This is a genomic window from Rhodococcus sp. NPDC057135, assembly GCF_042670865.1.
Taxonomy (GTDB): Bacteria; Actinomycetota; Actinomycetes; order Mycobacteriales; family Mycobacteriaceae; genus Rhodococcus_F.
In genome coordinates, this window is record NZ_JBHUUU010000014.1 from 137,581 (window position 1) to 163,081 (window position 25,501).

Genomic DNA, 25,501 nt, shown 5'->3' on the forward strand with positions numbered 1-25,501 from the left:
TCGCTCACCGACAAGGCAACCCACCAGTAATCGCCCACGCGCCGCGGATACCGGTCGCGGAGTGCAGAATGACGATCATGCCTTTCTTCGACGGACGAACCGGTCAGGTGCACTTTCGGCATTGGCCGGCGGCAGGGGGTGTGGCGCCCACGGTGTCATTGGTCTTTCTGCACGGTCTCGGTCAGCACAGCGGTCAGTACCACCGCTTCGCGGGCGCTATGACGGCGTCGGGGATAGACGTGTGGGCGATCGATCACACGGGGCACGGCTTGTCGGAGGGGGATCCGGGGGTAGGCGCTCCGCTGTCCGATCTTGCTGCCGATGCAGCAGCGCTGGCCGACATCGCTCTGGCGGAACTGCCCGAAGTCCCGCAGGCGGTGATGGGCCATTCCTTGGGCGCGGTGACGGCGCTGACGATGTTGGCTCATCGCGATCACGATTTTGCCTCCGCGGTGCTGTGCGGCATTCCGCGCAGCGCGGTCGAGCAACACGGTTGGGGGGAACTCTCCGAAGCCGGGATTCCGGTGTTGGTCGTCCACGGCACCGACGACCGCATCGCGCCGGTCGATCCGGTCCGAGACTGGGCCCGGACGCTGCGCAACGTCGAGATGCGCGAGTTCGAGGACGCCGGTCACGACCTGTTGCACGAGAAGGTTCACGCCAGCGTCACCAACGTCAGCCGTGAATTCCTTCTCGCGCATTCCAGATAGGCCTCTCAGGAGAGCGCGTCAAGCACCTCTTTCGACGTGACGGGATGCGAGAACATCGGGTAGTCGTAGGTGATCGCGTTCTCGTGTTCGGCGACCGAAGTTCCGGCTACACAATCGGTGAGAGTGATGACCCGGTAGCCGTTCTCGTATCCGGTGCGCATGGTCGATTCGACGCAGCAGTTGGTCAGGAAACCGCCGAGAATGATCGTGCGAATTCCTTTGCTGCGCAAAATGAAATCGAGGTTGGTGCTGGCAAATGTGTCGAGTCCACGCTTGCCCTCGATGACGATGTCGCCGTCCTTCGGGGTGAGGTCGTCGACGATCGCGGCGCCCCACGAGCCCTTCACGAAAGCCTTGCCGTCGACGACGCCCTTGAGGATTCCGTACGGATGCGAGGTGATTTCGTTGTACCCCTCGGCGAAGGTGATCGGTGCGTGCATCACGGTGACACCCGCCGCGCGGGCCGCATCGACCAGTGCGGCGGTGTTCGCGAGGAGTCCGTTCGATTCCATGACCGGTGTGACGGCCTCGTGGAGGACGCCGCCTTCGGTGGTGAAGTCGTTCTGGTACTCGATGAGCACGACGGCGGTGGTTGCTGGATCCAATTCGAGCTTGTCGGTCATGGTCTGCACCTTCTCTGTTGTGGTCCGGGTCACGAATCCTCCCAATTAAACAGTTTGTCAGACAAGCAGGCAAGGGGTGGTAGCGTCGCGGCATGGATACGACTCCGTTGTCGCGCATGCCGCTCAGCCTTGCCGTGTCGGGAAGAATCCGCGCTGCCATTCTGGACGGCTCGCTTCCCGTCGGTGAGGCATTGCCGACCGAACAGGAACTTGCACAGACGTTCTCGGTGGGTCGATCGACGGTCCGTGAGGCACTTCGCGTCCTGCAAGCGCAGGGATTGCTGACCGGCGCGGACACTACGTCGACTGCCAGACCTCGGGTGACGCACGAGCATACGGCCGATTCCGCAGCCACCGCCCTCAGTACGGCGTTGCAGGTGGGTGCAGTTCCCCTGGGCGATCTTGTCGAACTACGAGTGCTGCTCGAAGCCGCCGCACTGCGCACAGTCGGTGGGGTTCCAGGCGAGGCCAGGGACGCGATCGAGCGGATGCGCGTCGCGACGCTTGCCGACGACTCGGTCGCCTTCCACGACGCGGACGTCGACTTTCACGTCGCGCTCGCCGGAGCGGGCGGGAACAAGGCGTTCGGGTTGGTCATGACGGTTCTGCGGGACAGCATCGCCGGCTACTTGCTGAGCGAACTCGACGCGCGCGAGAACTCGGAAGCCACACTCGGCGCACTGCTGAAAGAACACGAGGGTATCGCCGACGCCATCGAGCGCGGCGCCTCCGACGAGGCTGCCGATTTGGTCGAGCGCCACGTGCGCGGATTCTACGAAGGACGAACGGAATGACCACGAGTATCGATCTGTTGGGCGAACGCTTGCAGAAAGCGTTGGGGGACAGGGCCACAACCGACCCTGACCGAATGGGCGCGTACGTCCGGGATCAATCACTGCTCACTGCGGCCGGAAAGCCTGCTGCGCTGGTCAAGGCGCAGACGGTCGACGACGTCGTCGCCGTCATGACGGTGGCCCACGAACTCTCCGTTCCGGTGGTGACGCGAGGGGCGGGTACCGGGTTGGCCGGCGCCGCCAACGCGCTCGACGGATGCATCGTTCTGAGCGTCGCGGGCATGGATCGCATTCTGGAGATCGATCCCGCCGCGCGCACCGCCACGGTGGAGCCCGGAGTGATCAACGGCGACCTCGCCGAAGCTGCTGCACAGCAGGGCCTTTGGTACGTTCCTGATCCGGGAAGCCGGGCGATCTCGAGTATCGGCGGCAACCTGGCGACAAATGCGGGCGGCATCTGTTGCGCAAAGTACGGTGTGACCGGCGATCACGTCGCGGCCTTGACGGCGGTATTGGCGGATGGGCGTCTGATCCGTACCGGTGCGCGGACGCGCAAAAATGTCGCGGGGTTGGACCTGACACATCTGCTCGTGGGGTCTGAGGGCACATTGGCCGTCATCGTCGAAGCCACGATGCGATTGCGAACGGCGCCCACTGCAGCGACGACCGTCGTTGCGTTTTTCGATTCCGCGGAGTCCGCGATCGATGCGGTCCTCGCGGTGTCGGCAGTGGCCGAACCGTGTCAGATGGAGTTGATGGACGACGTCACCATCGGCGCGGTCAACCGCCTGACGAAGATGGGGCTGGACGAGTCGGCCGGGGCGATGCTGCTCATCCAGTGCGACGGTAGGTCAGCTGCCGCCGAAGCTGCGGACTGTGCCGCAGCGTGCGAAAGCGTCGGGGCGCGAGAGGTTTTCCACACCGACGATCCGGTGGAAGGTGACGAGTTCACCGCGGCTCGCCGGATGGCATTACCCGCTCTCGAGGCGATGGGCACGGTGCTCCTCGACGATGTCGCGGTGCCCGTACCCGCGTTGCCGTCGATGCTGGGGTGCATTCGTGAGGCGGCCGAGCGTCACGGTGTCACGATCGGAACCTTCGGTCATGCCGCCGACGGAAATCTCCACCCGACCATCGTGTTCGACGCCGCGGAAGCCGGAGCGCAGAATCGTGCGCGTGGAGCGTTCGACGACATCGTCGCCGGGGCGCTGGCGTTGGGCGGAACGATCAGCGGTGAACACGGTATCGGCGTGCTCAAAGCGCCGTACATGGCAGACATGGTCGGTCAGACCGAACGCGAGATGATGCTTGCAGTGAAGGCCGCATTCGATCCGAAGAACATTCTCAATCCCGGGCGAGGTATCTGAGCGTTTCGTCTGTCGTACTCATCGGAAATTGCGCTACCAGACGAACGTGTTGCCGCACGACACTTTTCGAGTGACGATGGCCGTCATGAAGCTGTTGATGCTCGGAGGAACACGGTTCCTCGGCCGCGCCCTCGTCGACGACGCTCTGGCACGGGGCTGGGAAGTGACAGTGCTCCATCGGGGGCTCACCGGAGCACCGCCGTTTACGGCGGAGGTCCTGTTCGCTGATCGCACCGATCAGCGAGCGATGGTCGAGGCGCTCGGTGACCGTCGATGGGACTTCGTCGTCGACACGTGGTCGGGTAGCCCGCGGGTGGTCGGTGAGAATGCACGCGTCTTGCGCGGTCACGTCGAACGGTACGCATACATTTCCAGCGGATCCGTCTACCAGTGGGGCTTGCACGTCGACGAGAGCTCACCTGTGGTTGCCGCTTCCGCGACGTCCGACGACGGCAGCGATTACGCGTCCGCCAAACGCGGCGCCGAACTCGCTGTCCTGGAATTGTTCCCGAATGCACTGCTCGCGAGGGCAGGGCTGATCCTCGGACCACACGAGGACATCGGGCGATTGCCGTGGTGGCTGCAGCGCATCGGCGCAGGAGGCCGCGTCGTTGCTCCCGGGGTGCCGACCAGGCCACTTCAATACGTCGATGTCCGTGACATCGCATCCTTTGTCCTGTCCGGACTGTCCGCAGGGATCGGCGGGGCATATGACGTCATCAGCCCGTCCGGGCACACCACAACCTCCGGGCTCCTTCAGGCGTGCGTGGACGCCACCGGTTCGGGCGCGGAATTGGTGTGGATCGACGAGGACAGGTTGGCGGCGGCTGGAGCGCAGCCGTGGACACAACTTCCGTGTTGGGTGCCGCAGGAGGGTGAGTTCGCGGGCTTCCTCGAAGCCGACACCGCCAAGGCGGCCCAAGCAGGGCACGCAGGGCAGGCGGGGCTGCGATGCCGCCCGGTCGAAGACACCGTGCGAGATACCTGGGCGTGGATGCAAGAGGAAACACTGCCGGCCCAGCGGGAGGATCGTGCGGTGCACGGATTGCCTCCGGAGATCGAAAGAGAACTTCTTTCCGCCGGAGACTGAGACGCGTCTGGCCCGGTTCGCATTCGAACCGGGCCAGACGCGTGAAAGACGAGAATCAGGCGTACAAGTCGCTGATCTTGGTCTTGTGAGCTTCGTGAATGATGTTGCGCTTGAGCTTGAGCGTCGGCGTCAATTCGCCGGTCTCCTGGGTGAAGTCGACCTCGAGGATCGTGTACTTCTTGATCTGCTCGGGGTTGGAGACCTTCTTGTTGGCGTCGGCAACGGCCGAGTCGATCTCGGCGATCAGATCGGCGTTCTTCACCAGATCGGCAATCGCGGTGTTCGCGGGCAGGCCGTTGCGCTCGACCCAACCGGGCAGTGTTTCCGGATCGAGGGTGATCAGTGCACCGATGAACGGCTGACCGTCACCGACGACGAGGCACTGGCTGATCAGAGCGTGCGCACGCAGGGAATCCTCGAGGCCTGCCGGTGCGACGTTCTTACCGCCGGCGGTGACGATGATTTCCTTCTTGCGGCCGGTGATCGAGACGTAACCCTCGTTGTCGATCGATCCGAGGTCGCCGGTGTGGAACCAGCCGTCGACGATGGATTCGGCAGTGGCCTTCTCGTTGTGCCAGTAGCCGGCGAACACGACCGGGCCCTGCAGGAGGAGTTCGCCGTCTTCGGCGATCCGGGCGGCGTGGCCGTTGATCGGCTTGCCGACGGTGCCGACGCGCTGCGCGCTCGAGGTGTTGACGGTGATTGCGGCGCTGGTCTCGGTGAGTCCGTAGCCCTCGTAGATCGGGATGCCGACGCCGCGGAAGTAGTGGCCGAGGCGCGCACCGAGGGCTGCGCCGCCGGAGACCGCACGCTCGCACTCGCCGCCCAGTGCTGCGCGTAGCTTCGAGTAGACGAGCTTGTCGAATACCGCGTGCTTGAGCTTGAGTGCCAGTCCGGGGCCACCCTTTTCGAGGGATTCGCTGTACTCGATGGCCGTGGCCGCAGCCTTGTCGAAGATGCTGCCCTTGCCGCCGTCGACGGCTTTCTGGCGAGCCGAGTTGTAGACCTTCTCGAACACGCGGGGCACCGACAGGATGAAGTTGGGCTTGAAGCCGGCGAACTGCTCGAGGAGCGTCGTCAGATCCGACGTGTGGGCGACGGTGACCTTGGCGTCGAAAGCGCCGAACGAGATCGCTCGCGCGAACACGTGGGCGAGCGGCAGGAACATCAGTGTCTTCTTGCCGGGGACCATCGACTCCGGCATCGCCAGGCGGCAGGCGTTGGACTCGGCGTAGAAGTTGGAGTGCGTCAGCTGGACACCCTTGGGGCGTCCGGTGGTTCCGGAGGTGTAGATCAGGGTCGCGGGCGAGGCTGCGGTGACCTGGTGACGACGAGTGTGCAGTTCTTCGTCGGTGATTGCGGAACCGCGGCTGGACAGCTCGTCGATCGCACCCGATTCGATGACCAGGACTTCACGGAGGGCTTCTGCGCCGTCGGTGACTTCCTTGTGGGTCTCCGCGTGCTTGGCCGTTTCGACGACCAGAAGCGTCGTCGCGGAATCCTCGAGGATCCACTGTGCCTGATCAGGGGAGGAGGTCTCGTAGATCGCGACGGTGCATCCGCCGGCTGTCCAGATGGCGTAGTCGAGAACGACCCACTCGTAGCGAGTCGCGGACAGGATAGCGACGCGGTCGCCGAGCTCGACACCCGAAGCGATCAGGCCCTTGGCAACTGCGGAGACCTGCTTCGCGAATTCAGCTGCGGTGACGTCGACCCATCCACCGTTCGACGGCCGCTTGAACGGCACGAATGTGGGGTCTTCTTCGGCATGACGGAACACGGAGTCGGCCATTGAAACGTTCTCCGGAATTGAGAACGACTGTGGAACTGAGAACTCGCGCACTATTGACCCCTCCAGTGACTACTGACATTTCTGATGTGCATTGCATCACATTAGTCGTCATTTTGCACTGTCGTTACTATTCGGTAGAACTGGTCGGGCGCTGACCTGCAGTTTAGTGTGACCGGCTGTTTACAGGTACTCAGGCGACGTGTTGGAGCGTGCGGCCGTGCACGGACAACCAGCGGCGAATTGCGTAGTCCAATCGGTCCGGATCCACTCCGAGTTGCTCTGCAGTAGCTGCAAGGATCTCCGAGGTGTCTCCCGGCAGTTCGGTGGTGCCGAGTGTTGCGCTGATGAAGGTGTCGGCGGCGGTGCCCAGATCGGTGTGGGGGATTCCGGCCAGCATCAACAGGTGCGCCCAGGTCACTTCGGAACCGTCGCCACAGGCGTCGACCCAGGCGTGGTGAACCGCATCGAGAGCGTTGTCGGAATCAGCAGCGGACAGCAGGTCCTCGACGCTGTTGATCCGCAAGTGATGGAGTTTCTCGGCGACCTGTTGGATGTGACGTGCTTCGATCGGGACGCCCGTCGCCGTGTAGCGGCGCTTGTACGAGCCGATCTTGCCCGCCCACTGGTCCGAGCTCCCGGCTTCCTCGAACGTGCGGAGGAGTTCGCGTGCGCCGTCCGTGACGGGTTTGTCTTCGCGGGCTTTCCGGTAGGCGAGGTAGCGATCGACGACGGTCACTTCACTGTGGCCCGACGTGGACTGAACGGATTCGATGATGCACAGGGCGAGGCTCTGTCGATAAGCGTCTGACGCAACCCATGCGGACGGGTCGCCCAGGCGGTCACGGCACGCGGCTGCGACGGCGTCGACGGTATCGGTCGAGATGGTCACGGTTCCTCCAGAAAGCTGATTCTTTTTGTTCCATTTGGGCTATCGGCACCGAGGAGCGAAATGTTGCACACATCACAAATTCACATAGTTTTCTTGGACTGCGCTCAGGTGAGAAAGAGTCAGGGCTCAGGCGAGGAAGGTCAGAACTTCGTCGTCGCTGAGTTGATGAAAGTCCTCGAATGCAGCACCGACGCCGCCCAACAGGGCAGGAACGAAGGGGCAGATGACGCGATCGGCCGAGCACGCGATCACTCTCATGGCTTCGGGGGAGGCGACGGGTACAGCGACGATCACGCAGGCAGCACCCGCGGTGCGCGCACACCGGCAGGCAACTGCGGCACTCGCTCCCGTCGCCATTCCGTCGTCGACGATCACCGCGGTGCGTCCGTGGAGGGAAACCGGGGTCCGTCCTTCACGCAGGAGGCGCGCTCGCCGCTCCAACTCGAGTCGTTCGTCGTGTTCGACGGCGGCGAGTTCTCTTTTCGAGACGCGAACCGCTGCGATGACGTCGTGGTTGAGGACTCGCACCCCGCCCTCGCCGATAGCGCCCATCGCGAGTTCCGGGTTGTACGGACTGCCGAGCTTGCGCACCACCACGATGTCCAGGGGTGCGTTCAGCGCTGCAGCAACCTCGGCTGCGACGGGTACTCCGCCGCGCGGGAGTCCGAGAACGACCGGCTTGTCCATACGCAGAGCCTCGAGCCGCCCGGCCAGAAATTTGCCGGCGGAAGATCGATCCCGATATTGGGCCACTGCTTTGTCCTCGAGAAGCTCGAACCCCCGACCAATTCGACGCTACTCGCTGCACGTCACCGCGACGAGACTGTGAACCTCCGCAGTGCGAGAGCGGGATTCTTCTCGCGTACTTCGGCGATTCGAGCGGCCGTGACAGTCGCGGTGGCGACCCCGACCTGCTCGCCCAGTGAGCACATCACGACGCCCATCGGGTCGACGATCATGCTGGCACCCGCGCCGCCGCGCGCGCTCTGATCCGCCGCTGCGATGTACATCGTGTTCTCGATGGCCCGGGCACGCACGAGAGTGGTCCAGTGATCTTCCTTGAGCGGCCCGGGCACCCACTGGGCGGGCAGGAGCAAGACGTCCGCGCCGACGTCGACGATGCGTCGGGTGACTTCCGGGAAGCGCAGGTCGTAGCAGGTCTGGAGGCCGAAGGTCAGGCCGTCGCACCCGAAAGTCTGCGGTTCGGTGATGTCACCCGCGCGGATCACGGCCGATTCCTGGTAGCCGAAGGCGTCGTAGAGGTGCAGTTTGCGGTAGGTCGCCACCAGTTCGCCGTTGGGGTCCACCGCGACGAGGGTGTTGGAGATTCTGCTCACGTCGTCGATTCGCTCGTTCATTCCTGCCACGAGGAAGATTCCGAACTCCGCGGCGACCGCCGCCAGTGCCGAACCGAATTCGCCGTCCAGGTCCTCCGCGGACTCGATCAGTCGCTCGTCCGTCTTCGGTGCGGTGAACATCGAGTACTCCGGCGCCACGACAACTTTCGCGCCCCGTGCTGCTGCGTCGGAAGCCAGTGATCGCAGTGATTCGAGGTTGGCTTTCTTGTCCGTCCCCGGAGCGAATTGGGCAATCGCGACAACGGTCTGGGAGGGGGTGGCTGTGGTGGCTGCGGTCATGCTTCCTACGCTAGGCGAAACCCGCTGGGAGGGTGGATCTGTCGTAAATGCACCCCCGGTATGTCGTCGTGTCTATACTCTATCCGCTAAACTGCTGGTCAAATGAGTGATATTGAGCGTGACCCCGAACCCCCAACATTTGCCGACCTCGACATCGATGATCGGGTACTGAAGGCACTGTCAGACGTGGGCTACGAGTCGCCCTCGCCCATTCAGGCTGCCACCATTCCGCCACTGCTCGAAGGCAAGGACGTCGTCGGTCTCGCACAGACCGGTACCGGCAAGACCGCAGCCTTCGCAGTTCCCGTTCTGTCGCGGATCGACACGTCGATCAAGCAGACCCAGGCGCTGGTGCTTGCTCCCACGCGTGAGCTGGCACTTCAGGTTGCCGAGGCATTCGGCAAGTACTCCGCCCACATCCCCGGACTCAACGTCCTGCCGATCTACGGTGGCCAGAGCTACGGCGTCCAGCTGTCCGGCCTGCGCCGCGGTGCGCACGTCGTCGTCGGCACCCCGGGTCGTGTCATCGACCATCTCGAAAAGGGCACCCTGGACCTGACCAATCTCAAGTACCTCGTTCTCGACGAGGCCGACGAGATGCTCAAGATGGGTTTCCAGGAGGACGTCGAGCGCATCCTCCGCGACACCCCCGGCGACAAGCAGGTTGCCCTGTTCTCGGCAACGATGCCCGGCTCGATTCGCCGGATCTCGAAGCAATACCTGAACAATCCGGTCGAGATCACCGTCAAGTCCAAGACGTCGACCGCCTCGAACATCACGCAGCGCTACATTCAGGTTGCTCATCAGCGCAAGCTCGATGCACTGACCCGAGTCCTCGAGGTCGAGGCTTTCGAGGCGATGATCATCTTCGTCCGTACCAAGCAGGCCACCGAAGACCTGGCGGAGAAGCTGCGGGCCCGCGGGCACTCGGCTGCCGCGATCAACGGCGACATCGTGCAGGCACAGCGTGAGCGGACCATCGGTCAGCTCAAGAACGGCGCCCTCGACATCCTCGTCGCGACCGACGTTGCTGCTCGAGGCCTCGACGTGGATCGAATCTCCCACGTCGTCAACTACGACATCCCCCACGACACGGAGTCGTACGTTCACCGCATCGGTCGTACCGGCCGCGCCGGTCGTCAGGGTGACGCGTTGCTGTTCGTCGCTCCGCGTGAGCGTCATCTGCTCAAGTCCATCGAGAAGGCGACGCGTCAGCCGCTTGCGGAGATGCAGCTTCCCAGTGTTGACGACGTCAACGCCCAGCGTGTGACCAAGTTCGGTGACTCCATCACCGAGAGCTTGGCATCGGAGAATCTCGCGATGTTCCGCAAGATGATCGAGGACTACGACCAGGAACATGACGTTCCGCTCATCGACATCGCTGCCGCCTTGGCGCTGCAGTCGCGCGACGGTGAGGCATTCCTGCTCGCTCCCGAGCCGCCGGCACCGCCGCGTCGTGAGCGTGAGCCCCGTGAACCTCGTCCCCCTCGCCGTTTCGACGACGGCCCGGCTCCTCGCTCGCGTGGACCCGAGGGTCAGGAATTGGCCGCGTACCGCATCGCAGTCGGCAAGCGTCATCGCGTCGTGCCCGGTGCCATCGTCGGTGCAATCGCCAATGAGGGCGGGCTTCGTCGAAGCGACTTCGGGCACATCAGCATTCGCCCGGATCACAGCATTGTCGAGCTGCCGGCCGACCTCTCCAACGAGACTCTCGAAGCTCTGCGTCGCACACGCATCTCCGGCGTTCTGATCCAGCTGCAGCCTGATTTCGGCCCGCCGCAGGGACGTCCGAGTGGGCGTGGCGACCGTGGTGGCCGCGATGATCGCGGTGGACGTGACGACCGCCGTGGTGGCGGACGCGAACGCTACAACGACTGACGCGCAGCCTTCAACGTCTTGACGTGAAGACTGAAACAGGCGCTGCCCTCCGTGAGGAGGTCAGCGCCTTTTTTTGTGTGGGGAGGCGGCCGGGGCGGGCAGTATCAGATCGGCGTCGGTTCGAGGGCGCCGTTCTTCCTCGCGTTGGTGTCGAACTGCGTGCGGTACAACTCGGCGTAGCGACCACCGCGTGCAAGCAGTTCTTCATGGTTGCCGCGCTCGATGATTTGGCCTGCCTCGACGACAAGGATCAGGTCGGCTGCCCGGATCGTGGACAAACGGTGTGCGATCACCACAGCAGTCCGCCCGGCGAGTGCTTCGCCGAGTGCTTCCTGAACCGCGGCTTCCGACGTCGAGTCGAGATGCGCGGTGGCCTCGTCCAGGATGACGACGCGAGGCTGGGCCAGGAGCAGTCGTGCGATGGTCAGGCGTTGACGCTCACCGCCCGAGAGGCGGTATCCGCGTTCACCCACCACTGTCTCCAATCCGTCGGGTAGCGACGCAACCAGGTCGGTGAGCCGTGCTCGCTCCAGAACCTCACGCAGATCTTTTTCGGTGGCATCCGGTCGCGCGAGGAGCAGGTTGGATCGAAGGCTCTCGTGGAACAGGTGCCCGTCCTGCGTGACCATGCCGACGGTCTCACGGATGGAATCGGAACTGAGGTCTCGGACGTCGACGCCGCCCAGCTCGACCGAACCGGAGTCGATGTCGTAGAGGCGCGGAATCATCTGCGCCACGGTCGACTTTCCGGCACCGGACGTGCCGACCAGGGCGACCATCTGTCCCGCTTCGGTGCGGAACGAGAGGTCGTGCAACACGTCCTCGCCGCCGCGGGTGTCGAGGATCGCGACCTCCTCCAACGAAGCGAGTGACACCTTGTCGGCAGAGGGGTAAGCAAAAGTGACGTTCTTGAACTCGACGGATACCGGGCCCTCCGGCACCGTGCGTGCATCGGGCTTCTCGGTGATGAGTGGTGCCAGATCGAGAATCTCGAATACCCGCTCGAAGCTGACCAGAGCGCTCATGATGTCCACCCGGGCGCTGGCCAGTGCGGTCAACGGCGAGTACAGCCTCGTGAGCAGCAGCGCCATCGCGACGACAGCGCCTGCGTCCAACTGACCGCGCAGCGCGTAGAAGCCGCCGAGTCCGTAGACGAGGGCAAGGGCAAGCGCGGAGACCAGCGTCAGCGCTGTGACGAAGACGGACTGCAGCATCGCGGTCCGGACTCCGATGTTGCGCACACGCCTGGCACGAACCGCGAACTCCGCAGACTCTTGCGAAGGGCGACCGAACAGCTTGACCAGAGTCGCGCCGGGAGCGGAGAACCGTTCCGTCATCTGGGTGCTCATCATCGAATTATGGTTGGCAGCTTCACGATTGAGTGCCGCGAGTTTTGCGCCCATCCGCCGTGCGGGGATCACGAAGATGGGGAGAAGTACCAACGCGAGCACGGTGATCTGCCACGAGATCCCGAGCATGACGATCAGCGTGATCACCAGCGTGACCAGATTGCTGACCACTCCGGACAATGTGTCGCTGAAGGCGCGCTGAGCGCCGATGACGTCGTTGTTGAGACGGCTGACGAGTGCTCCGGTTCGAGTTCTGGTGAAGAACGCGATCGGCATCTTCTGGACGTGATCGAAGACGGTGGTGCGCAGATGCAGGATCAGATCTTCACCGATGCTGGCCGAGAGCCACCGGGTCAACAGGCCCAGCGCGGCCTCGAGAATTGCGACCAGTGCGATCAGGGCGGCAAGTTTGACGACCACGTCGACGGCGTCGCCGCCGACTATCGCGTTGACCACGCGCCCGGCGAGGACGGGTGTTGCCACGGCAAGCGCAGCCGTGACGACGCTCAGCACGAGGTACCAGCTGAGATTGCGTTTCTGCGGGACTGCGAACGTCGCGATCCGCTTCAGTGTCGCCTTCGAGAACGGGCGCCGATCTTCTTGCGCGTGCATCGCGTTGTACATCGCGTTCCACGCGGTGACTTCCATACTCATGACTTCGCCCCTCCGGTCGCCGGCCACGAAGATTACGCGGCCGGTACGACACGAAGGTAGAACCTAAACCAAACTTCAGGTCAAGTGCGGCCTCAGCGGGCGACGTCGACCACCACTCGCGGAGGATCGCTGAGCGTCGTCACCGTGAACGGCTGCTTCTCGGTCACCCCGATGAACGACTGCGTGACTCCTTCGAACACGTTCGACCCGTTGACCTCGGTCACGACTCCGCCGACGCCGGGAACCGGGTTGGGGCCGGAGTACTGTTCGACTCCGCTGTCGAAGGGATAGGCGGAACCGTCGATCAAGACCTGGATCACTGCGGCGCCCTGGATGTCCACGGGCTTTCCGCTGCCTTCCTGCGTGGCCGCGTCGACGTACTTGACGCGCCATCCGGGTGTGCCGGTGCCGCCCATCTCGTAGACGACGCGATCGAATCCGTCGTGCTCGCCCACGCGGACGTCGACGACGGTGAGCTTGGATTCGGTGCCCGCTGCCGATGTCTTGTCGGAGCTGTCCGTCGGGACTGGTTCCGTGGTCGACGCTGCGGCACTCGAAGTCGAGGTGACGGCCGAGGTGGCTGCCGTGGGAGTGGTCTCCGCGTCCTGCGAACAGGCGGTCAGGCTCACGCCCACTGCGATGGCAGCGACAGCGGCAAATGATCTCGTCCGGTTCGTTGTCATGACTCGATCGTAGGGCTCGCGTGATCGGGTTCCGCGGCGGCGGTGCCCGGAGTTACCTAACCGATATCGCCGTCGACGTAGAGCCACTTGCCGTCCGTTCGCGCAAATCGACTGCGTTCGTGGAGCATTCCCCGCTCGCGCCCGAATGCGTAGTGAGCGCGAAATTCAACGACGCCGTCGGAATCGAACAGGCCACCTCGTTCGGTGTCCAGGATCTCCAACCGGAGCCATTTCTGGTTGGGATCGAGATCGAGATCGGTGGGGCGATTGTCGGGATGCCAAGTCCGCATGAGGTATTCGTCGTCCATCACAGTGAAAGCCGTGTAGCGCGAACGCATCAGGGTTTCGGCGGTCGGGGCATGCGCCGCCCCGCTGAGGTACTTGCCGCAGCACTCGACCAACGCGTTGCCGCTGCCGCACGGGCACGGATCGTTCGGTCGGGGTGTGGTGGGGCGGCTCGAGGTCACCGCCCCATTACAGCACGGGTTCTCAGACCAGCTTGTGTTCGCGGTTCTCCCAGTAGGGTTTGCGGAGGTCGCGTTTGAGGATCTTTCCGGTGGGATTGCGAGGAAGGATCTCGACGACGTCGATACTGGTCGGGCACTTGAACTTTGCGAGGCGTTCTTGTGTGTAGGTGATCAGTTCGGTTTCGTCGATCTGCGCATCGGCGGTGAGAACCACGACGGCCTTGACGGTTTCACCCCAGCGGTCGTCGGGAACGCCGATGACCGCGACCTCCGCGATTGCCGGATGCTCCACCAGTACGCGTTCGATCTCGGGGGAGTAGACGTTCTCGCCGCCGGTGATGATCATGTCCTTGAGACGGTCCTCGATGAACACGAAGCCGCCGGAGTCGGCGCGGCCCATGTCGCCGCTGCGCAACCATCCGTCGGCGGTGATGGTTTCGGCCGTCGCCTCGGGCTTGTCCAGATATCCGGGTGTGCACTGTTCGGATCGCCACCACAGTTCGCCGGTCGTACCGGTGGGCACGTCCTCGAGCGTGACGGGGTCCACCACGCGCATCTCGACGCCGGGGATCGCTGTACCTGCTGATGCCATGCGCTCGACCTGCGACTCGTCGCGGTGAACGTCCGGCATCAGCGCGGTAACGACACCTGCCATTTCGGTCATGCCGTAGACCTGGACGAATTCGGTGTCCGGCCAGGCTGCGAGTGCTGCTCGCAACAATGGGAGGGGCATGGGGGCAGCACCGTAGGTGATGCGTTTGAGTGCCTTGAAGGCGGCGACTGCCTGCTCGCCGGCGGCCAGGACCCCGGCAATGACCGGTGGGACGAGGAAGGCGATGTTCGCTCCGGCGGCGAGACCGGCGAAGATCGACGGCCCGTCGGCTTCTCTGGTGAAGAGACAGCGTCCACCGGCGTGAATTGCCATGATGGCGTAGCACGTTCCACCGACGTGGAACATCGGCATCGCGATCAGGAATCGATGATCCTCGTGAGCCGGCAGGATTTCGAGAACACTGTTGCTGTGCGCGAACAGGTTTCGATGCGTGAGTTGGACACCTTTGGGTCGACCGGTCGTTCCGGAACTGTAGAGAACCAGAGCGGTGGCATCGGGGCTGACCTCGGGTCGGGAACTCGGCGGAGTGACCTCGTCGATCCACGGTTCGAATTCGTCGTGTTCACCGCCGACGGCGAAGATCGACTCGACGGCCGTCAATCGATCGCGCATGGCGACGACCTGGGGCAGGAGGTCGCTGCCGACGAACAGGATGCGTGCGCCACAGTCCGCGAGGACGTAATCCAGCTCTTCGCCCGAAAGTCGCCAGTTGGGAATGACATTCGCGGCCCCGAGCAGTGAGGCGGCGTACGTGACTTCGAGACAGGACAGATGATTCTTGTCGACGAAAGCGACAGTGTCGCCGGCACCGATGCCTGATTCGGCGAGTGCGGCGGCGATACGCAGGATGCGGTCCCGCCACTGGGCCCACGTGTACTCGGTCCCTTGGAAGGTCATCGCTGCTTGATCAGGCTTTACCGTCGCCCAGTGCTCTAGCCGATCGAAAATGATTCCAGCGGTGGCGTCGGACATTCGGCCGCCTCTCTCGTGTGATTGGTGTCACAAGGTTAGTGCGCGCCCGCCATTCATATCGCTGTTTCTCGCCAATGCACGCCCTTGGACGGCCGTGAATTCTCAGACCCTGATCGGCTCGGCCGTGGATATCAGGGTGGTCCCCGATGGCGGGCGGGCCCCACACCCGACAGGATGGAACCAACCATTGCGGGCGTCCGTGTTTTCACGGGCGCCCGTCACGCCCGCAAAGTAGCACCGAAGTGAACAGGAAAGGCGATCATGAGTTCGCACGCCCAGGATGTCGCGGCCCGCGCAGTCGGCCTGTCCAAGACCTACGGCACCGGAGATACCCAGGTGCACGCCCTCAGTTCGGTGTCCGCAGATTTTGCCCGCGGTGAGTTCACGGCGATCATGGGGCCGTCCGGTTCCGGCAAGTCGACGCTGATGCATTGCCTCGCCGGTCTGGATTCCGCCAGTTCGGGTTCTGTCCTCATCGGCGACACCGAACTCACGACGCTCTCCGACAAACAGATGACGCAACTACGACGCGATCGCATCGGATTCGTCTTCCAGGCGTTCAACCTGGTGCCGACGCTGACGGCGCTCGAGAACATCACGTTGCCCCTCGACATCGCAGGACGCAAAGCGGATCAGACCTGGCTGAACAGCGTCCTGACCAAGCTGGGGCTCGGGGATCGCCTCGATCACCGGCCGGGAGAGTTGTCGGGTGGTCAGCAGCAGCGTGTGGCGTGCGCGCGTGCGCTGGCGGGTCAGCCGGAGATCATCTTCGGCGACGAGCCGACCGGAAACCTCGATTCGAAGTCCTCCGGGGAGGTGCTCTCGATCCTGCGCGCAGCGGTCGACGAGTTCAACCAAACCGTGGTGATCGTGACGCACGATCCGCGGGCAGCGGCGTACGCCGATCGGGTCGTGTTCCTCGCGGACGGCAAGATCGTCGACGAATTGCGCGAGCCGACGGCGGATTCGGTCCTCGATCGTATGAAGCGTCTCGACGCTCCGCAGGCGGTCGTGAACGTGGAAGCCGGGGCTTGAGCACATGGCTTCGGTAAGCAACTCGCCGATGCGCAAGGTCTCCCTGCGCAATTTGGCGGCACACAAGGTGCGACTTGCGCTGACGGTTCTGTCCGTCGTGCTCGGCACGGCTTTTGTCGCGGGGTCCTTCGTTTTCACCGACACCCTCCAGAAGACTTTCGATTCGATCTTCGAGAACACTGCCCAGGGCGTCGACGTTCGGGTATCGATGGAAGACCGCAACACCAGCGGCGTTCCGGTGGAGGACGTCGACAAACTTGCCGCGGTTGACGGCGTCCGGGCGATCGCGCCGGCCGTCAGCGGACAGATCGTCCTGATCAACGCAGACGGTGGTGCCGTTCAGACCGGCGGCGCGCCCAGTATCGGGCAGTCCTACCTACCTCCGGGCCAGGCGATTGCCGAACCCGACACCTTCGTCGAGGGCGCGCCTCCGACGCAGACCGGTCAGGTCGCGCTGAACACGAGCGCCGCCGAGCGAGCCGGTCTGAAGGTGGGGGACACTGCCAAGGTTCTGGCTCCGGCCCGCGGAATCGTCGACGTGACGTTGTCCGGCATCTACGAAGGGGCCGGTAGTGACACCGGTGGATTCATCGGCGCGCTCTTCACCGACGAACAGGCTCGTGGACTTTTCACCGACGGCCGGCATGTCGAGTACATCGACGTCGCGGGCAACGGGGTCTCGCAGACGGAACTGCAGCAACGCGTCGAGCAGGTTTTCCCCGATCTCAAGGTGCAGACCGGTGACCAGGTTCGCGAGGAGACCAAGGCCGAGGTCGACTCGGCGCTGAGCTTCATCAACTACTTCCTGCTGGCGTTCGGTGCGATTGCTCTGCTCGTCGGCACGTTCATCATCTACAACACCTTCTCGATGATCGTGGCGCAGCGTCTTCGGGAGCTGGCGCTGCTGCGTGCGATCGGTGCGAGTCGAGCGCAGGTCGGTCGCTCGGTGGTCACCGAGGCGTTGGTGGTCGGGCTCATCGGCAGCATCATCGGTCTGCTCGGTGGTATCGGTCTCGCCTACGGATTGCGCAGTCTGCTCAACACATTCGACGTCGGTCTGCCGGAAGGCCCGCTTCAGGTGGGCGCGCGCACGATCATCGTCGCGTTGGTGGTGGGCGTCGTCGTCACGACGCTCAGCGCCTACGCTCCCGCTCGGCGTGCGTCGAAGATCCCGCCCGTAGCGGCCATGCGTGAGGAGTTCGCCTCCACTGGCGACTCGCTGCGGGTGCGGACGCTGATCGGCGCGATCCTCGGCGTGATCGGTGTGGCACTGCTCGTGTTCGGCTCTCGCGGTACCGGCGGCGGCGCCGCTCTGATCGTCGGACTCGGCGCGTTCTCGTTGATCATCGCGGTACTTCTCGGTGCTCCGGCGCTGTCGCGGCCGATCGTCGGTGCGCTCGGTGCCGTGTTCGCCAAGCCGTTCGGTGCCATCGGGCGATTGGCTCGTACCAACGCGGTGCGCAATGCCCGTCGCACGGCCGCAACGGCATTCGCACTGACTCTCGGCCTGATGTTGGTGACCGTCATCGGAGTGTTCGGATCTTCGGCCAAGGCGAGCATCAATGCTCTTGTGGACGTGGGTGTCTCGGCCGACTACATCCTGACCGGTCCCAACGCGATCGGTGTGCCGCGCGGTGCGGCCGACGCCGTCCGGCAGGTGCCCGACGTGCAGAGCGCGACGTCTTTGCACGGAGTGCGCGCGAAGGTCGACGGTGAGGACGAGCAAGGCGCTTCGTTCGACGGCCCGATCGAAGGCGTGCTCGAGTACAAGATCCTCGAGGGCACGGTCGATCTGACCGGCAACAACATGCTCGTCTCGAAGTCGACTGCGGACGACAAGGGGTGGGCTGTCGGCTCGACTCAGACGCTCACCGGCCCCGGCGGCGTCGAATACCAGACCGTTGTCGCGGGAGTGTTCGAGGACAACCAGCTGATCGGTTCGTGGATCGTCTCGGACGAGGCGTACCGGAAGCTGATGCCGGCGGAGAGCCTGCCGGACTTCGTGGTTCTGGTGAAGGCGAAGCCGGGGGCGGATCTGACGACGCTGCGATCCGAACTCGAAACGGCGACGGAGAAGTACGTTGTCGTCCAGGTGCAGGATCGTGAGGAGTTCAAGGGAACTCAGGGTCAGCAGATCAACACGTTGTTGGCGATCCTCTACGGTCTCCTTGCACTCGCGGTCGTGATCGCGATCCTCGGCATCATCAACACGTTGGCACTCTCGGTGGTCGAGCGGCGACGAGAAATCGGAATGCTGCGAGCCGTCGGCATGCAGCGCGGACAGATGCGACGCACGATCTACCTCGAATCGGTGCTCATCGCGGTGTACGGCGCGGCAGTCGGAGTTGTTCTCGGCATCGCGTTCGGTTGGGCGTTCGTGAGCACTCTCGCGGATCAGGGCCTCGACAAGATCACGATCCCGTGGGGTCAGGTAGTCGGAATGCTGATCGGCTCCGGTGTGGTCGGCGTCTTGGCGGCGCTGTGGCCGGCTAACAGAGCGGCCAAGACGAAGCCGCTGGAGGCGATAGCGGACATGTAGGGCCTTCGGCCCCGTGCGCACTTTTGGTAGCGGTAACAGCCGAAAGTGCGCACGGTACCGTTGCCGCATGAGCACCCTTCAAGAAGTCGGCGAACGTGAATCCTGGCGCTGCTGGCTGTGCGACGAACCGGTCGACCCCGACATGTCCGTCAACGATCCGCGTGGCCCGAGCATCGACAGCATCAACACCGCAAAAAAGGGTGGCAAGACCAAAGGCGGCGTCGAACGTTTGGCACATCGCGCATGCAACACCAAGAAAGGTGCGGTCAAACCTGTTGTGGAATGGCCGGATCGGCTGTTCGTCGTCGATCCCGCTCCGATCATCGGGGTCGTGGAGCAACTCGAGCGCAAGGGTGGCCGCGTCGCCGTCGCACGCTGCCCCGGCAAGGACGACGCCCAGGAAGCATCCGACTGGCTGATCGATCGGTTGTCGCGTCTGGCTCCCGCGTTGAACGTCGAAACGAGCATCGACGCCGCGGGTGGGGGTTACCTGTTGATCCTCAAAACCGTGTAGGAGCGCAGTTCGGGGGCCGTCTTTCGCGGTACCTGTTCCGCCTCCAGTGTCGTCGGGGTACGGTCGAACCGAACATGAATCCGGTTTCGAGTGCGAAGGAATTCCGATGAACCTGGCATTGACCGACGAGGAACTAGCGTTCCGCGACGAGATGCGGACGTTCTTCCGTACGCAAATCCCCGCGGACATCAGGGAGGCGTACGCCCACGGCGAGGAGTTGGGGCGCGACCGTATGGTCGAGGCGCAGCAGATCCTCAACGCTCACGGTCTGGCGGTGCCGCACTGGCCGGTCGAGTGGGGCGGCAAGGACTGGACCCCGGTCCAGCACAACATCTGGCTCGACGAACTCCAGCTCGCGTCTGTCCCCGAACCGTTGGCGTTCAACGCCAACATGGTCGGTCCGGTCATCGCGGCCTTCGGCTCGCAGGAGCAGAAGGAGAAGTTCCTTCCGGCGACCGCGAACCTCGACATCTGGTGGTGCCAAGGATTCTCCGAACCCGAGGCCGGCTCCGATCTCGCTTCGCTCAAGACTCGCGCGGTCCGCGACGGAGACGACTGGGTCATCAACGGCCAGAAGACGTGGACGACGCTGGGACAGTACGCCGACTGGATCTTCTGCCTCGTGCGTACCAACCCCGATGCGCCCAAGCGCCAGGCGGGCATCTCGTTCATCCTCGTCGACCTGAAGACGCCTGGCGTCACGGTCCGCCCCATCAAGCTGATCGACGGCGGCTACGAGGTCAACGAAGTGTTCTTCGAGGACGTCCGCGTCCCGGGGGAGAACCTGGTCGGTGAAGAGAACCAGGGCTGGGGTTACGCCAAGTTCCTGCTCGGCAACGAGCGCACTGGTGTCACGCGCGTCGGTTTCTCGAAGGTTCGTCTCGCGCAGGCCAAGGCTCGCGCTGCCGAGGTCAAGGTCGGTAACGGAACACTGCTCGAAGATCCGCTCTTCGCTGCCCGCCTCGCCGAACTCGAAAACGAATTGCTTGCACTCGAGCTCACTCAGCTCCGGGTGGTCGCCAGTTCCGCTGACGGCCAGCCGAATCCGGCCTCGTCGCTGCTGAAGCTTCGCGGTTCCGAATTGCAGCAGGCGAGTGTCGAACTGCTGATGGACGTGGCCGGCCCCGATTCACTGCCGTACGACGCGGGCAGCGACATCGCCTCCGCGAGCTGGGCGCAGCACACTGCCCCGACGTACTTGAACTACCGCAAGGTATCCATCTACAGCGGATCGAGCGAAGTGCAGCGCAGCATCATCGCTTCCTCGATCCTCGGATTGTGAGGCGTGGCATGGACTTCGAACTCAACGACGAGCAAAAACTTCTCCGCGACACCACCAAGGATCTCCTCGCGCGCAGCTACGACGCCGAGAAGCGCAATGCGATCATCGACTCCGATCCCGGGTGGAGCCCGCAGGTCTGGAAGCAGTTGGCCGAGGTCGGTTTGCTCGGCTTGACGTTCTCCGAGGACGACGGCGGCATGGACGCCGGCCCGGTGGAAATCGGCGCGGTCATGACCGAGATCGGTCGACGCTTGGCTCCCGAGCCGGTACTCGACGCGGTCGTGACGCCGGGCGGACTGATCTCCGAAGGCGGCAGCGCAGAGCAGCGGTCGTCGATCCTTCCCGGTGTTGCCGAGGGCGTCACGTTCCTGGCATTCGCCGATCAAGAACCCGGAATCCGTTGGCCGGCAACCGAACGTGCGACAGCTGCGGCGCAGGTCGACGGCGGTTGGACCGTGACAGGGATCAAGAATCCCGTCGGGCACGGCGCGACGGCGGACATCCTCGTCGTGAGCGCTGCGCTCCCCGGCGGTGGCGTCGGACTGTTCCTCGTCAAGAGCGATGCCTCCGGTTTGGTGCGCAAGTCCTACGCCACTCACGACGGTTTGCGCGGTGCGCAGATCGAGTTCACGGACACTCCGGCCGAAGCGCTCGGTGAGGGCGGCGACGCTTCCGCTCTGATTCAATCAGCGCAGATCCGTGAGCAGGCTGCTCTGTGTGCCGAGGCTGTCGGAGCGATGGAAGAGGCGCTGCGACTGACAACCGAATACCTCAAGACGCGTAAGCAATTCGGTGTTCCGCTCGCGAAGTTCCAGACGCTGACGCACCGCGCTGCCGACCTGTACGTCTCGCTCGAGTTGGCGCGCAGTATGAGTCTCTACGCGACGATGTCCCTTGCCGACGGCGTCGTCGATCCCGTGATCGCTTCGCGGGTGAAGTTGCAGATCGGGCGTTCGGCTCGGCTCATCGGTCAAGAAGCAATCCAGATGCACGGTGGTATCGGTATGACCGCCGAATACCCGGTGGGTCATTACGTGAGCCGACTCGTCGCCATCGAGCACACGCTCGGTAGCACCGAAGACCACCTTCGGGTGTTGGCTGCCGGTGTGGCTGATCACGAGATGGTCAGCGTGGTCTGACCTTTCACGACTCAGGTAGGGGGTCGCACTCCGTTCGCGGGGCGCGGCCCCTTCGCCGTTCAGTGGTGATTGCGCAATACATCCAAGCGGAGACGGCGCTGCTCGATATTGACGGCGCTGTCGGTGAACGCTTGTTTCCAGCCGGGGTCGCCAGTTCGGGACGCCGCGTCGTGCAGAAGCGGAATCGCGTCGAAAGGGAAGCGCGCCTGCACACTTCGCAGGGTGGAGAAGTGACTGTGGCGCGAGTGGATGCCCAAGTCCTCGCCCGTCGCAGCATGCTCCAACGCTTCGTTTTCCAAGGCATTCAACAGTTTTTCGGCGACGGCCAGTGGCCAGGGGCGGTCGATGCCGTCGAGTAGCGCGCTGCCGTCGACTCCCAGAAGGTACTCGTCCGCGTGTCCGGCGACGATGTACTCGACGCGTTCGCGCGGGTCGGCGATGGCGACGATTCTCCGGTCCGTCGTGCGCCCGTCCCGCTCCAGAAATGCCGACGCCCACGCTGTATTCTTCTGGAGAACGGTTGCCGCAGTCCATGATTCGATCATCACGTCGCGCCACTGCTTCTCGATGGGGATGGTGAGGGCGCCGCGTGCCGACCCGGCCATCGATTCCCACAACGCCAGTGGAGTAGCGGTCACAACTTGCCGTAACCACCAGCGCCGGATGCCTTTGTTCTTGTAGTGGACGTCTTCGATGCCGTCTCGGAATGCGAGGTCGTCGAGTGAACCCGGCAATCGGACGGCCAGGCGGGGTCGCAACGGCTTCGTCTCGAGCCGCACCCACGACTGAGCGCGAGTGACCATGCGAGAGGCAAACGGAGATCGGGGGAGTTGCCGCAGGAGTTGAATTGCGCGCTCACGGACCCGCACGGCTGAATCGTCGAGTGCGCGCTCGAGGAGTGCGTAGTCGTGTTCACCCAGTCCGACGTCGAGATGGTCGAGGAAATGCAGGCGACTTGCCGTGGGCGCCTCGCTCCAGGCGATCTCGAGCTCTTCACTCGCCAGTTCCGGGTCGACCGTACGTATGTAATCGAACCAGGCGGTACGGTCGTCCGGATCGGACGAAAGCCACAGCTCGTCCCGGCGTGATCCGATTCGTCGTAGCTGGGCCCAATCCGGGTTCTGCTCCGCCAGATATTGCCCACGTCGACCGGCGAGGCGTAGTAGCGCCTCGCGGTGCTCGGGATACTTCAGCGCGGCTTCCATGAAGAGCGGAACGCTGACAGCGGGCGCGAGGAATCCGCGTTGGTCGGCCATCGCGAACCATTCCGCGAGAGTCCAGGAACGAACCTGCAACAGAGACTGAAGTTGTTCGATCGCGAGGTCGGGAAGTAGCGGTTGAACCGCTGGATCAGTCTTCGATGCGCGCGAGTGACCTGCGTGCGCGTCTGATCGCAGGGAGGTCACCCGCCTACGGTATGGCAGAGGTACGTCGACTTTGGGGGCAGGGTCTGCCTGGGCTCACACACGGTGTCCCGGCCGCGTGCTCACGCTCAGTCGTGTTCGGTCCGCGCGGAACAGGTCTACCGAGTACTCGACGGGACGCTCATGCTGGTCGTAGCCGATTCGTTCCAGCTTGAGCACCGGGGCCGGCATCGGTTGTCCGAGAAGCGTCGACACCGAAGAGCTGACTTCTGCCAGTTCGATGGATTCGTCGGTGGCCGAGATGTCGATTCCGAATTTGCAACGCAGGGCTTCGTAGACGGAATCCATGTGCGTTCGGAGCAGATCGCGGCATCCGGGGTCGCCGAGATACATCCGTTCCAGCGACAACGTGTCACCGTCGGCAAATCGTAAGCGCAACAAGGAAATCACATCGCGATCCGGGGAAACTCCGAGTATCTGGGCGGCTCGCGGGCTGGGCCGCTCCAGACGTGCTGACAGCACTCTCGTGCCATCCTGGAACCCTTGTTCCTGGAGCATTTGCGGTACGCCCATGACTGTATTCAGATTTCGGGACAGTCGTCGGCTGGCGCACAGGGATCGCGCGTTCTCCGGCGTGGGGGCGTCCGCATGAACGCTGGTGAGAAAGGCGCCGCCTGCTCGGCCCTTGACCCGATGTACCAATCCTTCACGTTCCAGCGCGTCGAGTGCGCTGCGTACTGTCGTACGAGATGTGCCCAGTCGTGCTGCCAATTCGCGCTCGGGCGGGAACTTACCCACGGAGCGACCTTCGAGTTCCTGAGCGAGCCGTAACAGCGCAGATCGAGTCTGCTCCATCATCGACATATGGCGTGACCTCGCAATACGGAAGTTCGTTGAACCCCAAAACTAGTGAGGCACCCGATCCACCACAACACGAAGTGTGATCTGTAACACGCCGTTAACAATTGGTGAGAGAACCAGAAATGGTCTAGCCCGAATCTCTGGGGAGTCCGAAATCGTCGGTTTCGGACTCCTATTCAGGGAATGGAGGGCACCAGCAGTGAATCGAATGCTTTCGACCCGTGCCGAGATCGCGTTGGCGATTACTCGAGAAGCAGGAGATCTTGCCAGGCACTGGTTCGACAAGTCGACGCTTCGGGTCGACACGAAGTCGGATGGATCGCCCGTCACCCAGGCGGATCAAGAGATCGAACAGATGATTCGCGACGCTTTGTCCGAGAACTTTCCCGACGACGGCATCATGGGCGAGGAGTTCGACGACGTTGTGGGTTCGAGCGGAAATCGGTGGATCATCGACCCGATCGACGGAACGAAGTCGTTTGTCCACTCGGTGCCGCTCTATGCGAACCTCCTCGCATACGAAGAGGCCGGTGAAATCACATTCGGGGCGATCAATCTGCCCAGTGCCGGCGTGCTCGTGTCAGCAGAAAAGGGCGGTGGATGCTGGAGAAACGACGAGCCCGCCGCTGTCTCCGACCGGACAGATCTCGACGGCGCGTATCTGATGGCCACGTGGCTCGAGGACTGGAAGCCGGATACGATCCGCGATCTCAACTCGCGAGGAGTCATTCTCCGCACCTGGGGTGACGCGTACGGCTATGCGATGGTCGCCTGCGGGCACGCCGATGCGATCGTCGACTATACGACCAAGGCCTACGACCTCGCGCCGATGCCGGTGATCATCGAAGAGGCGGGTGGTCGCTTCTCGAGTCTCGACGGTCGTCGGAACTTCGACTGTGGCAACGGAATTGCATCGAACGGTCATCTGCACGACTCCATTCGCCAGCTCGTCAACTGAGGGAAGGTCCGATGAAGGAATTCATCCGCGGGCTCAGTCACCGAATGATCATGGTGTTCTTCGGGTCCGTTTACGGTATTGCGCTGCTGTTTGCACTTTTTCCGCCCCTTTACCTCTGGGGCAGTGGAGTTTCGACGCTGGTGTTCGGAATCCCGTTCAGCATCATGTACTGGATTTTCGACGCGCTGGTTCTCGGGTTGGGCCTGTGGGGCCTGTACCTGGTCGAAGACCTTCGCGGTGAACTCGACGAAGAGCTGGCGCTGACGCCGGCCGGTCCGAATGGAGAATGAC

General features: G+C 63.5%; 23 protein-coding genes. 12 read left to right on the plus strand and 11 right to left on the minus strand.

Annotated features, from left to right (window positions below):
• Positions 1–68 precede the first annotated feature (68 nt).
• Complete coding sequence (locus ACFT1A_RS24245; protein ID WP_378449077.1) at positions 69–710, plus strand: alpha/beta hydrolase; 642 nt, start codon at positions 69–71, stop codon at positions 708–710.
• Positions 711–715: 5 nt separating this feature from the next.
• On the opposite strand, the gene ACFT1A_RS24250 is transcribed toward ACFT1A_RS24245, so the two are convergent.
• A complete protein-coding gene (locus ACFT1A_RS24250; RefSeq protein WP_378449078.1) occupies positions 716–1,333 on the minus strand; it encodes a cysteine hydrolase family protein in 618 nt (205 codons plus the stop codon).
• Between the two features lie 92 nt (positions 1,334–1,425).
• Here ACFT1A_RS24250 and ACFT1A_RS24255 point away from each other — a divergent pair, with 92 nt between their 5' ends.
• The 3 genes from ACFT1A_RS24255 (at position 1,426) to ACFT1A_RS24265 (ending at position 4,584) form a co-directional block, all read left to right on the plus strand.
• Positions 1,426–2,127 (plus strand): FadR/GntR family transcriptional regulator, encoded by a 702-nt coding sequence (locus ACFT1A_RS24255; RefSeq protein WP_378449079.1) that lies wholly within the window; start codon positions 1,426–1,428, stop codon positions 2,125–2,127.
• The gene (locus ACFT1A_RS24260; protein ID WP_378449080.1) at positions 2,124–3,494 is read left to right on the plus strand and encodes an FAD-binding oxidoreductase; all 1,371 of its coding nucleotides are present in this window, start codon (positions 2,124–2,126) and stop codon (positions 3,492–3,494) included. The genes ACFT1A_RS24255 and ACFT1A_RS24260 overlap by 4 nt, the downstream gene beginning before the upstream one ends.
• A gap of 76 nt (positions 3,495–3,570) precedes the next feature.
• Positions 3,571–4,584 carry an NAD-dependent epimerase/dehydratase family protein gene (locus ACFT1A_RS24265; protein WP_378449105.1) on the plus strand — a complete coding sequence of 338 codons (1,014 nt, stop codon included), beginning with the start codon at positions 3,571–3,573 and terminating at the stop codon, positions 4,582–4,584.
• A 55-nt stretch (positions 4,585–4,639) separates the two neighbouring features.
• Here ACFT1A_RS24265 and ACFT1A_RS24270 read toward each other — a convergent pair whose 3' ends face one another.
• The 4 genes from ACFT1A_RS24270 to ACFT1A_RS24285 all read right to left on the minus strand — a co-directional run bounded on the left by ACFT1A_RS24270 (position 4,640) and on the right by ACFT1A_RS24285 (position 8,902).
• Positions 4,640–6,427, minus strand: a complete 1,788-nt coding sequence (locus tag ACFT1A_RS24270; protein WP_378449081.1) for an AMP-dependent synthetase/ligase — start codon at positions 6,425–6,427, stop codon at positions 4,640–4,642.
• A gap of 139 nt (positions 6,428–6,566) precedes the next feature.
• The gene (locus ACFT1A_RS24275; protein WP_058228429.1) at positions 6,567–7,265 is read right to left on the minus strand and encodes a hypothetical protein; all 699 of its coding nucleotides are present in this window, start codon (positions 7,263–7,265) and stop codon (positions 6,567–6,569) included.
• A gap of 126 nt (positions 7,266–7,391) precedes the next feature.
• Positions 7,392–8,018, minus strand: coding sequence for a phosphoribosyltransferase (locus ACFT1A_RS24280; RefSeq protein ID WP_378449082.1), 627 nt, complete (start codon positions 8,016–8,018; stop codon positions 7,392–7,394).
• 56 nt (positions 8,019–8,074) lie between these two features.
• Complete coding sequence (locus ACFT1A_RS24285) at positions 8,075–8,902, minus strand: carbon-nitrogen hydrolase family protein (protein WP_378449083.1); 828 nt, start codon at positions 8,900–8,902, stop codon at positions 8,075–8,077.
• 102 nt (positions 8,903–9,004) lie between these two features.
• Here ACFT1A_RS24285 and ACFT1A_RS24290 point away from each other — a divergent pair, with 102 nt between their 5' ends.
• Positions 9,005–10,780, plus strand: coding sequence for a DEAD/DEAH box helicase (locus ACFT1A_RS24290; RefSeq protein WP_230817450.1), 1,776 nt, complete (start codon positions 9,005–9,007; stop codon positions 10,778–10,780).
• 104 nt (positions 10,781–10,884) lie between these two features.
• On the opposite strand, the gene ACFT1A_RS24295 is transcribed toward ACFT1A_RS24290, so the two are convergent.
• The 4 genes from ACFT1A_RS24295 to ACFT1A_RS24310 all read right to left on the minus strand — a co-directional run bounded on the left by ACFT1A_RS24295 (position 10,885) and on the right by ACFT1A_RS24310 (position 15,518).
• Positions 10,885–12,783, minus strand: a complete 1,899-nt coding sequence (locus ACFT1A_RS24295) for an ABC transporter ATP-binding protein (protein ID WP_378449084.1) — start codon at positions 12,781–12,783, stop codon at positions 10,885–10,887.
• Positions 12,784–12,875: 92 nt separating this feature from the next.
• Complete coding sequence (locus ACFT1A_RS24300) at positions 12,876–13,466, minus strand: hypothetical protein (protein ID WP_230817452.1); 591 nt, start codon at positions 13,464–13,466, stop codon at positions 12,876–12,878.
• A 56-nt stretch (positions 13,467–13,522) separates the two neighbouring features.
• Positions 13,523–13,933 carry a YchJ family protein gene (locus tag ACFT1A_RS24305; protein ID WP_378449085.1) on the minus strand — a complete coding sequence of 137 codons (411 nt, stop codon included), beginning with the start codon at positions 13,931–13,933 and terminating at the stop codon, positions 13,523–13,525.
• Between the two features lie 22 nt (positions 13,934–13,955).
• Positions 13,956–15,518 (minus strand): long-chain-fatty-acid--CoA ligase, encoded by a 1,563-nt coding sequence (locus ACFT1A_RS24310; protein ID WP_378449086.1) that lies wholly within the window; start codon positions 15,516–15,518, stop codon positions 13,956–13,958.
• Between the two features lie 261 nt (positions 15,519–15,779).
• On the opposite strand from ACFT1A_RS24310, the gene ACFT1A_RS24315 reads away from it, so the two are divergent.
• The 5 genes from ACFT1A_RS24315 (at position 15,780) to ACFT1A_RS24335 (ending at position 22,027) form a co-directional block, all read left to right on the plus strand.
• Positions 15,780–16,553: an ABC transporter ATP-binding protein gene (locus tag ACFT1A_RS24315; RefSeq protein WP_092763254.1), complete on the plus strand. Its 774-nt coding sequence runs from the start codon at positions 15,780–15,782 to the stop codon at positions 16,551–16,553.
• 4 nt (positions 16,554–16,557) lie between these two features.
• Positions 16,558–19,092 carry an ABC transporter permease gene (locus tag ACFT1A_RS24320; RefSeq protein WP_378449087.1) on the plus strand — a complete coding sequence of 845 codons (2,535 nt, stop codon included), beginning with the start codon at positions 16,558–16,560 and terminating at the stop codon, positions 19,090–19,092.
• Positions 19,093–19,159: 67 nt separating this feature from the next.
• Complete coding sequence (locus ACFT1A_RS24325; RefSeq protein WP_378449088.1) at positions 19,160–19,606, plus strand: hypothetical protein; 447 nt, start codon at positions 19,160–19,162, stop codon at positions 19,604–19,606.
• Between the two features lie 106 nt (positions 19,607–19,712).
• Positions 19,713–20,888 (plus strand): acyl-CoA dehydrogenase family protein, encoded by a 1,176-nt coding sequence (locus tag ACFT1A_RS24330; protein WP_007736177.1) that lies wholly within the window; start codon positions 19,713–19,715, stop codon positions 20,886–20,888.
• Positions 20,889–20,896: 8 nt separating this feature from the next.
• Complete coding sequence (locus ACFT1A_RS24335; RefSeq protein WP_378449089.1) at positions 20,897–22,027, plus strand: acyl-CoA dehydrogenase family protein; 1,131 nt, start codon at positions 20,897–20,899, stop codon at positions 22,025–22,027.
• A gap of 59 nt (positions 22,028–22,086) precedes the next feature.
• On the opposite strand, the gene ACFT1A_RS24340 is transcribed toward ACFT1A_RS24335, so the two are convergent.
• Both ACFT1A_RS24340 and ACFT1A_RS24345 read right to left on the minus strand, forming a co-directional pair.
• Positions 22,087–23,433: a DUF5691 domain-containing protein gene (locus ACFT1A_RS24340; protein WP_378449090.1), complete on the minus strand. Its 1,347-nt coding sequence runs from the start codon at positions 23,431–23,433 to the stop codon at positions 22,087–22,089.
• Between the two features lie 54 nt (positions 23,434–23,487).
• Positions 23,488–24,249 (minus strand): GntR family transcriptional regulator, encoded by a 762-nt coding sequence (locus ACFT1A_RS24345; protein ID WP_172403418.1) that lies wholly within the window; start codon positions 24,247–24,249, stop codon positions 23,488–23,490.
• Positions 24,250–24,460: 211 nt separating this feature from the next.
• On the opposite strand from ACFT1A_RS24345, the gene ACFT1A_RS24350 reads away from it, so the two are divergent.
• Together ACFT1A_RS24350 and ACFT1A_RS24355 are read left to right on the plus strand one after the other, a co-directional pair.
• A complete protein-coding gene (locus ACFT1A_RS24350) occupies positions 24,461–25,210 on the plus strand; it encodes an inositol monophosphatase family protein (protein WP_378449106.1) in 750 nt (249 codons plus the stop codon).
• An 11-nt stretch (positions 25,211–25,221) separates the two neighbouring features.
• Positions 25,222–25,500, plus strand: coding sequence for a hypothetical protein (locus ACFT1A_RS24355; RefSeq protein WP_378449091.1), 279 nt, complete (start codon positions 25,222–25,224; stop codon positions 25,498–25,500).
• Position 25,501: the final 1 nt, after the last annotated feature.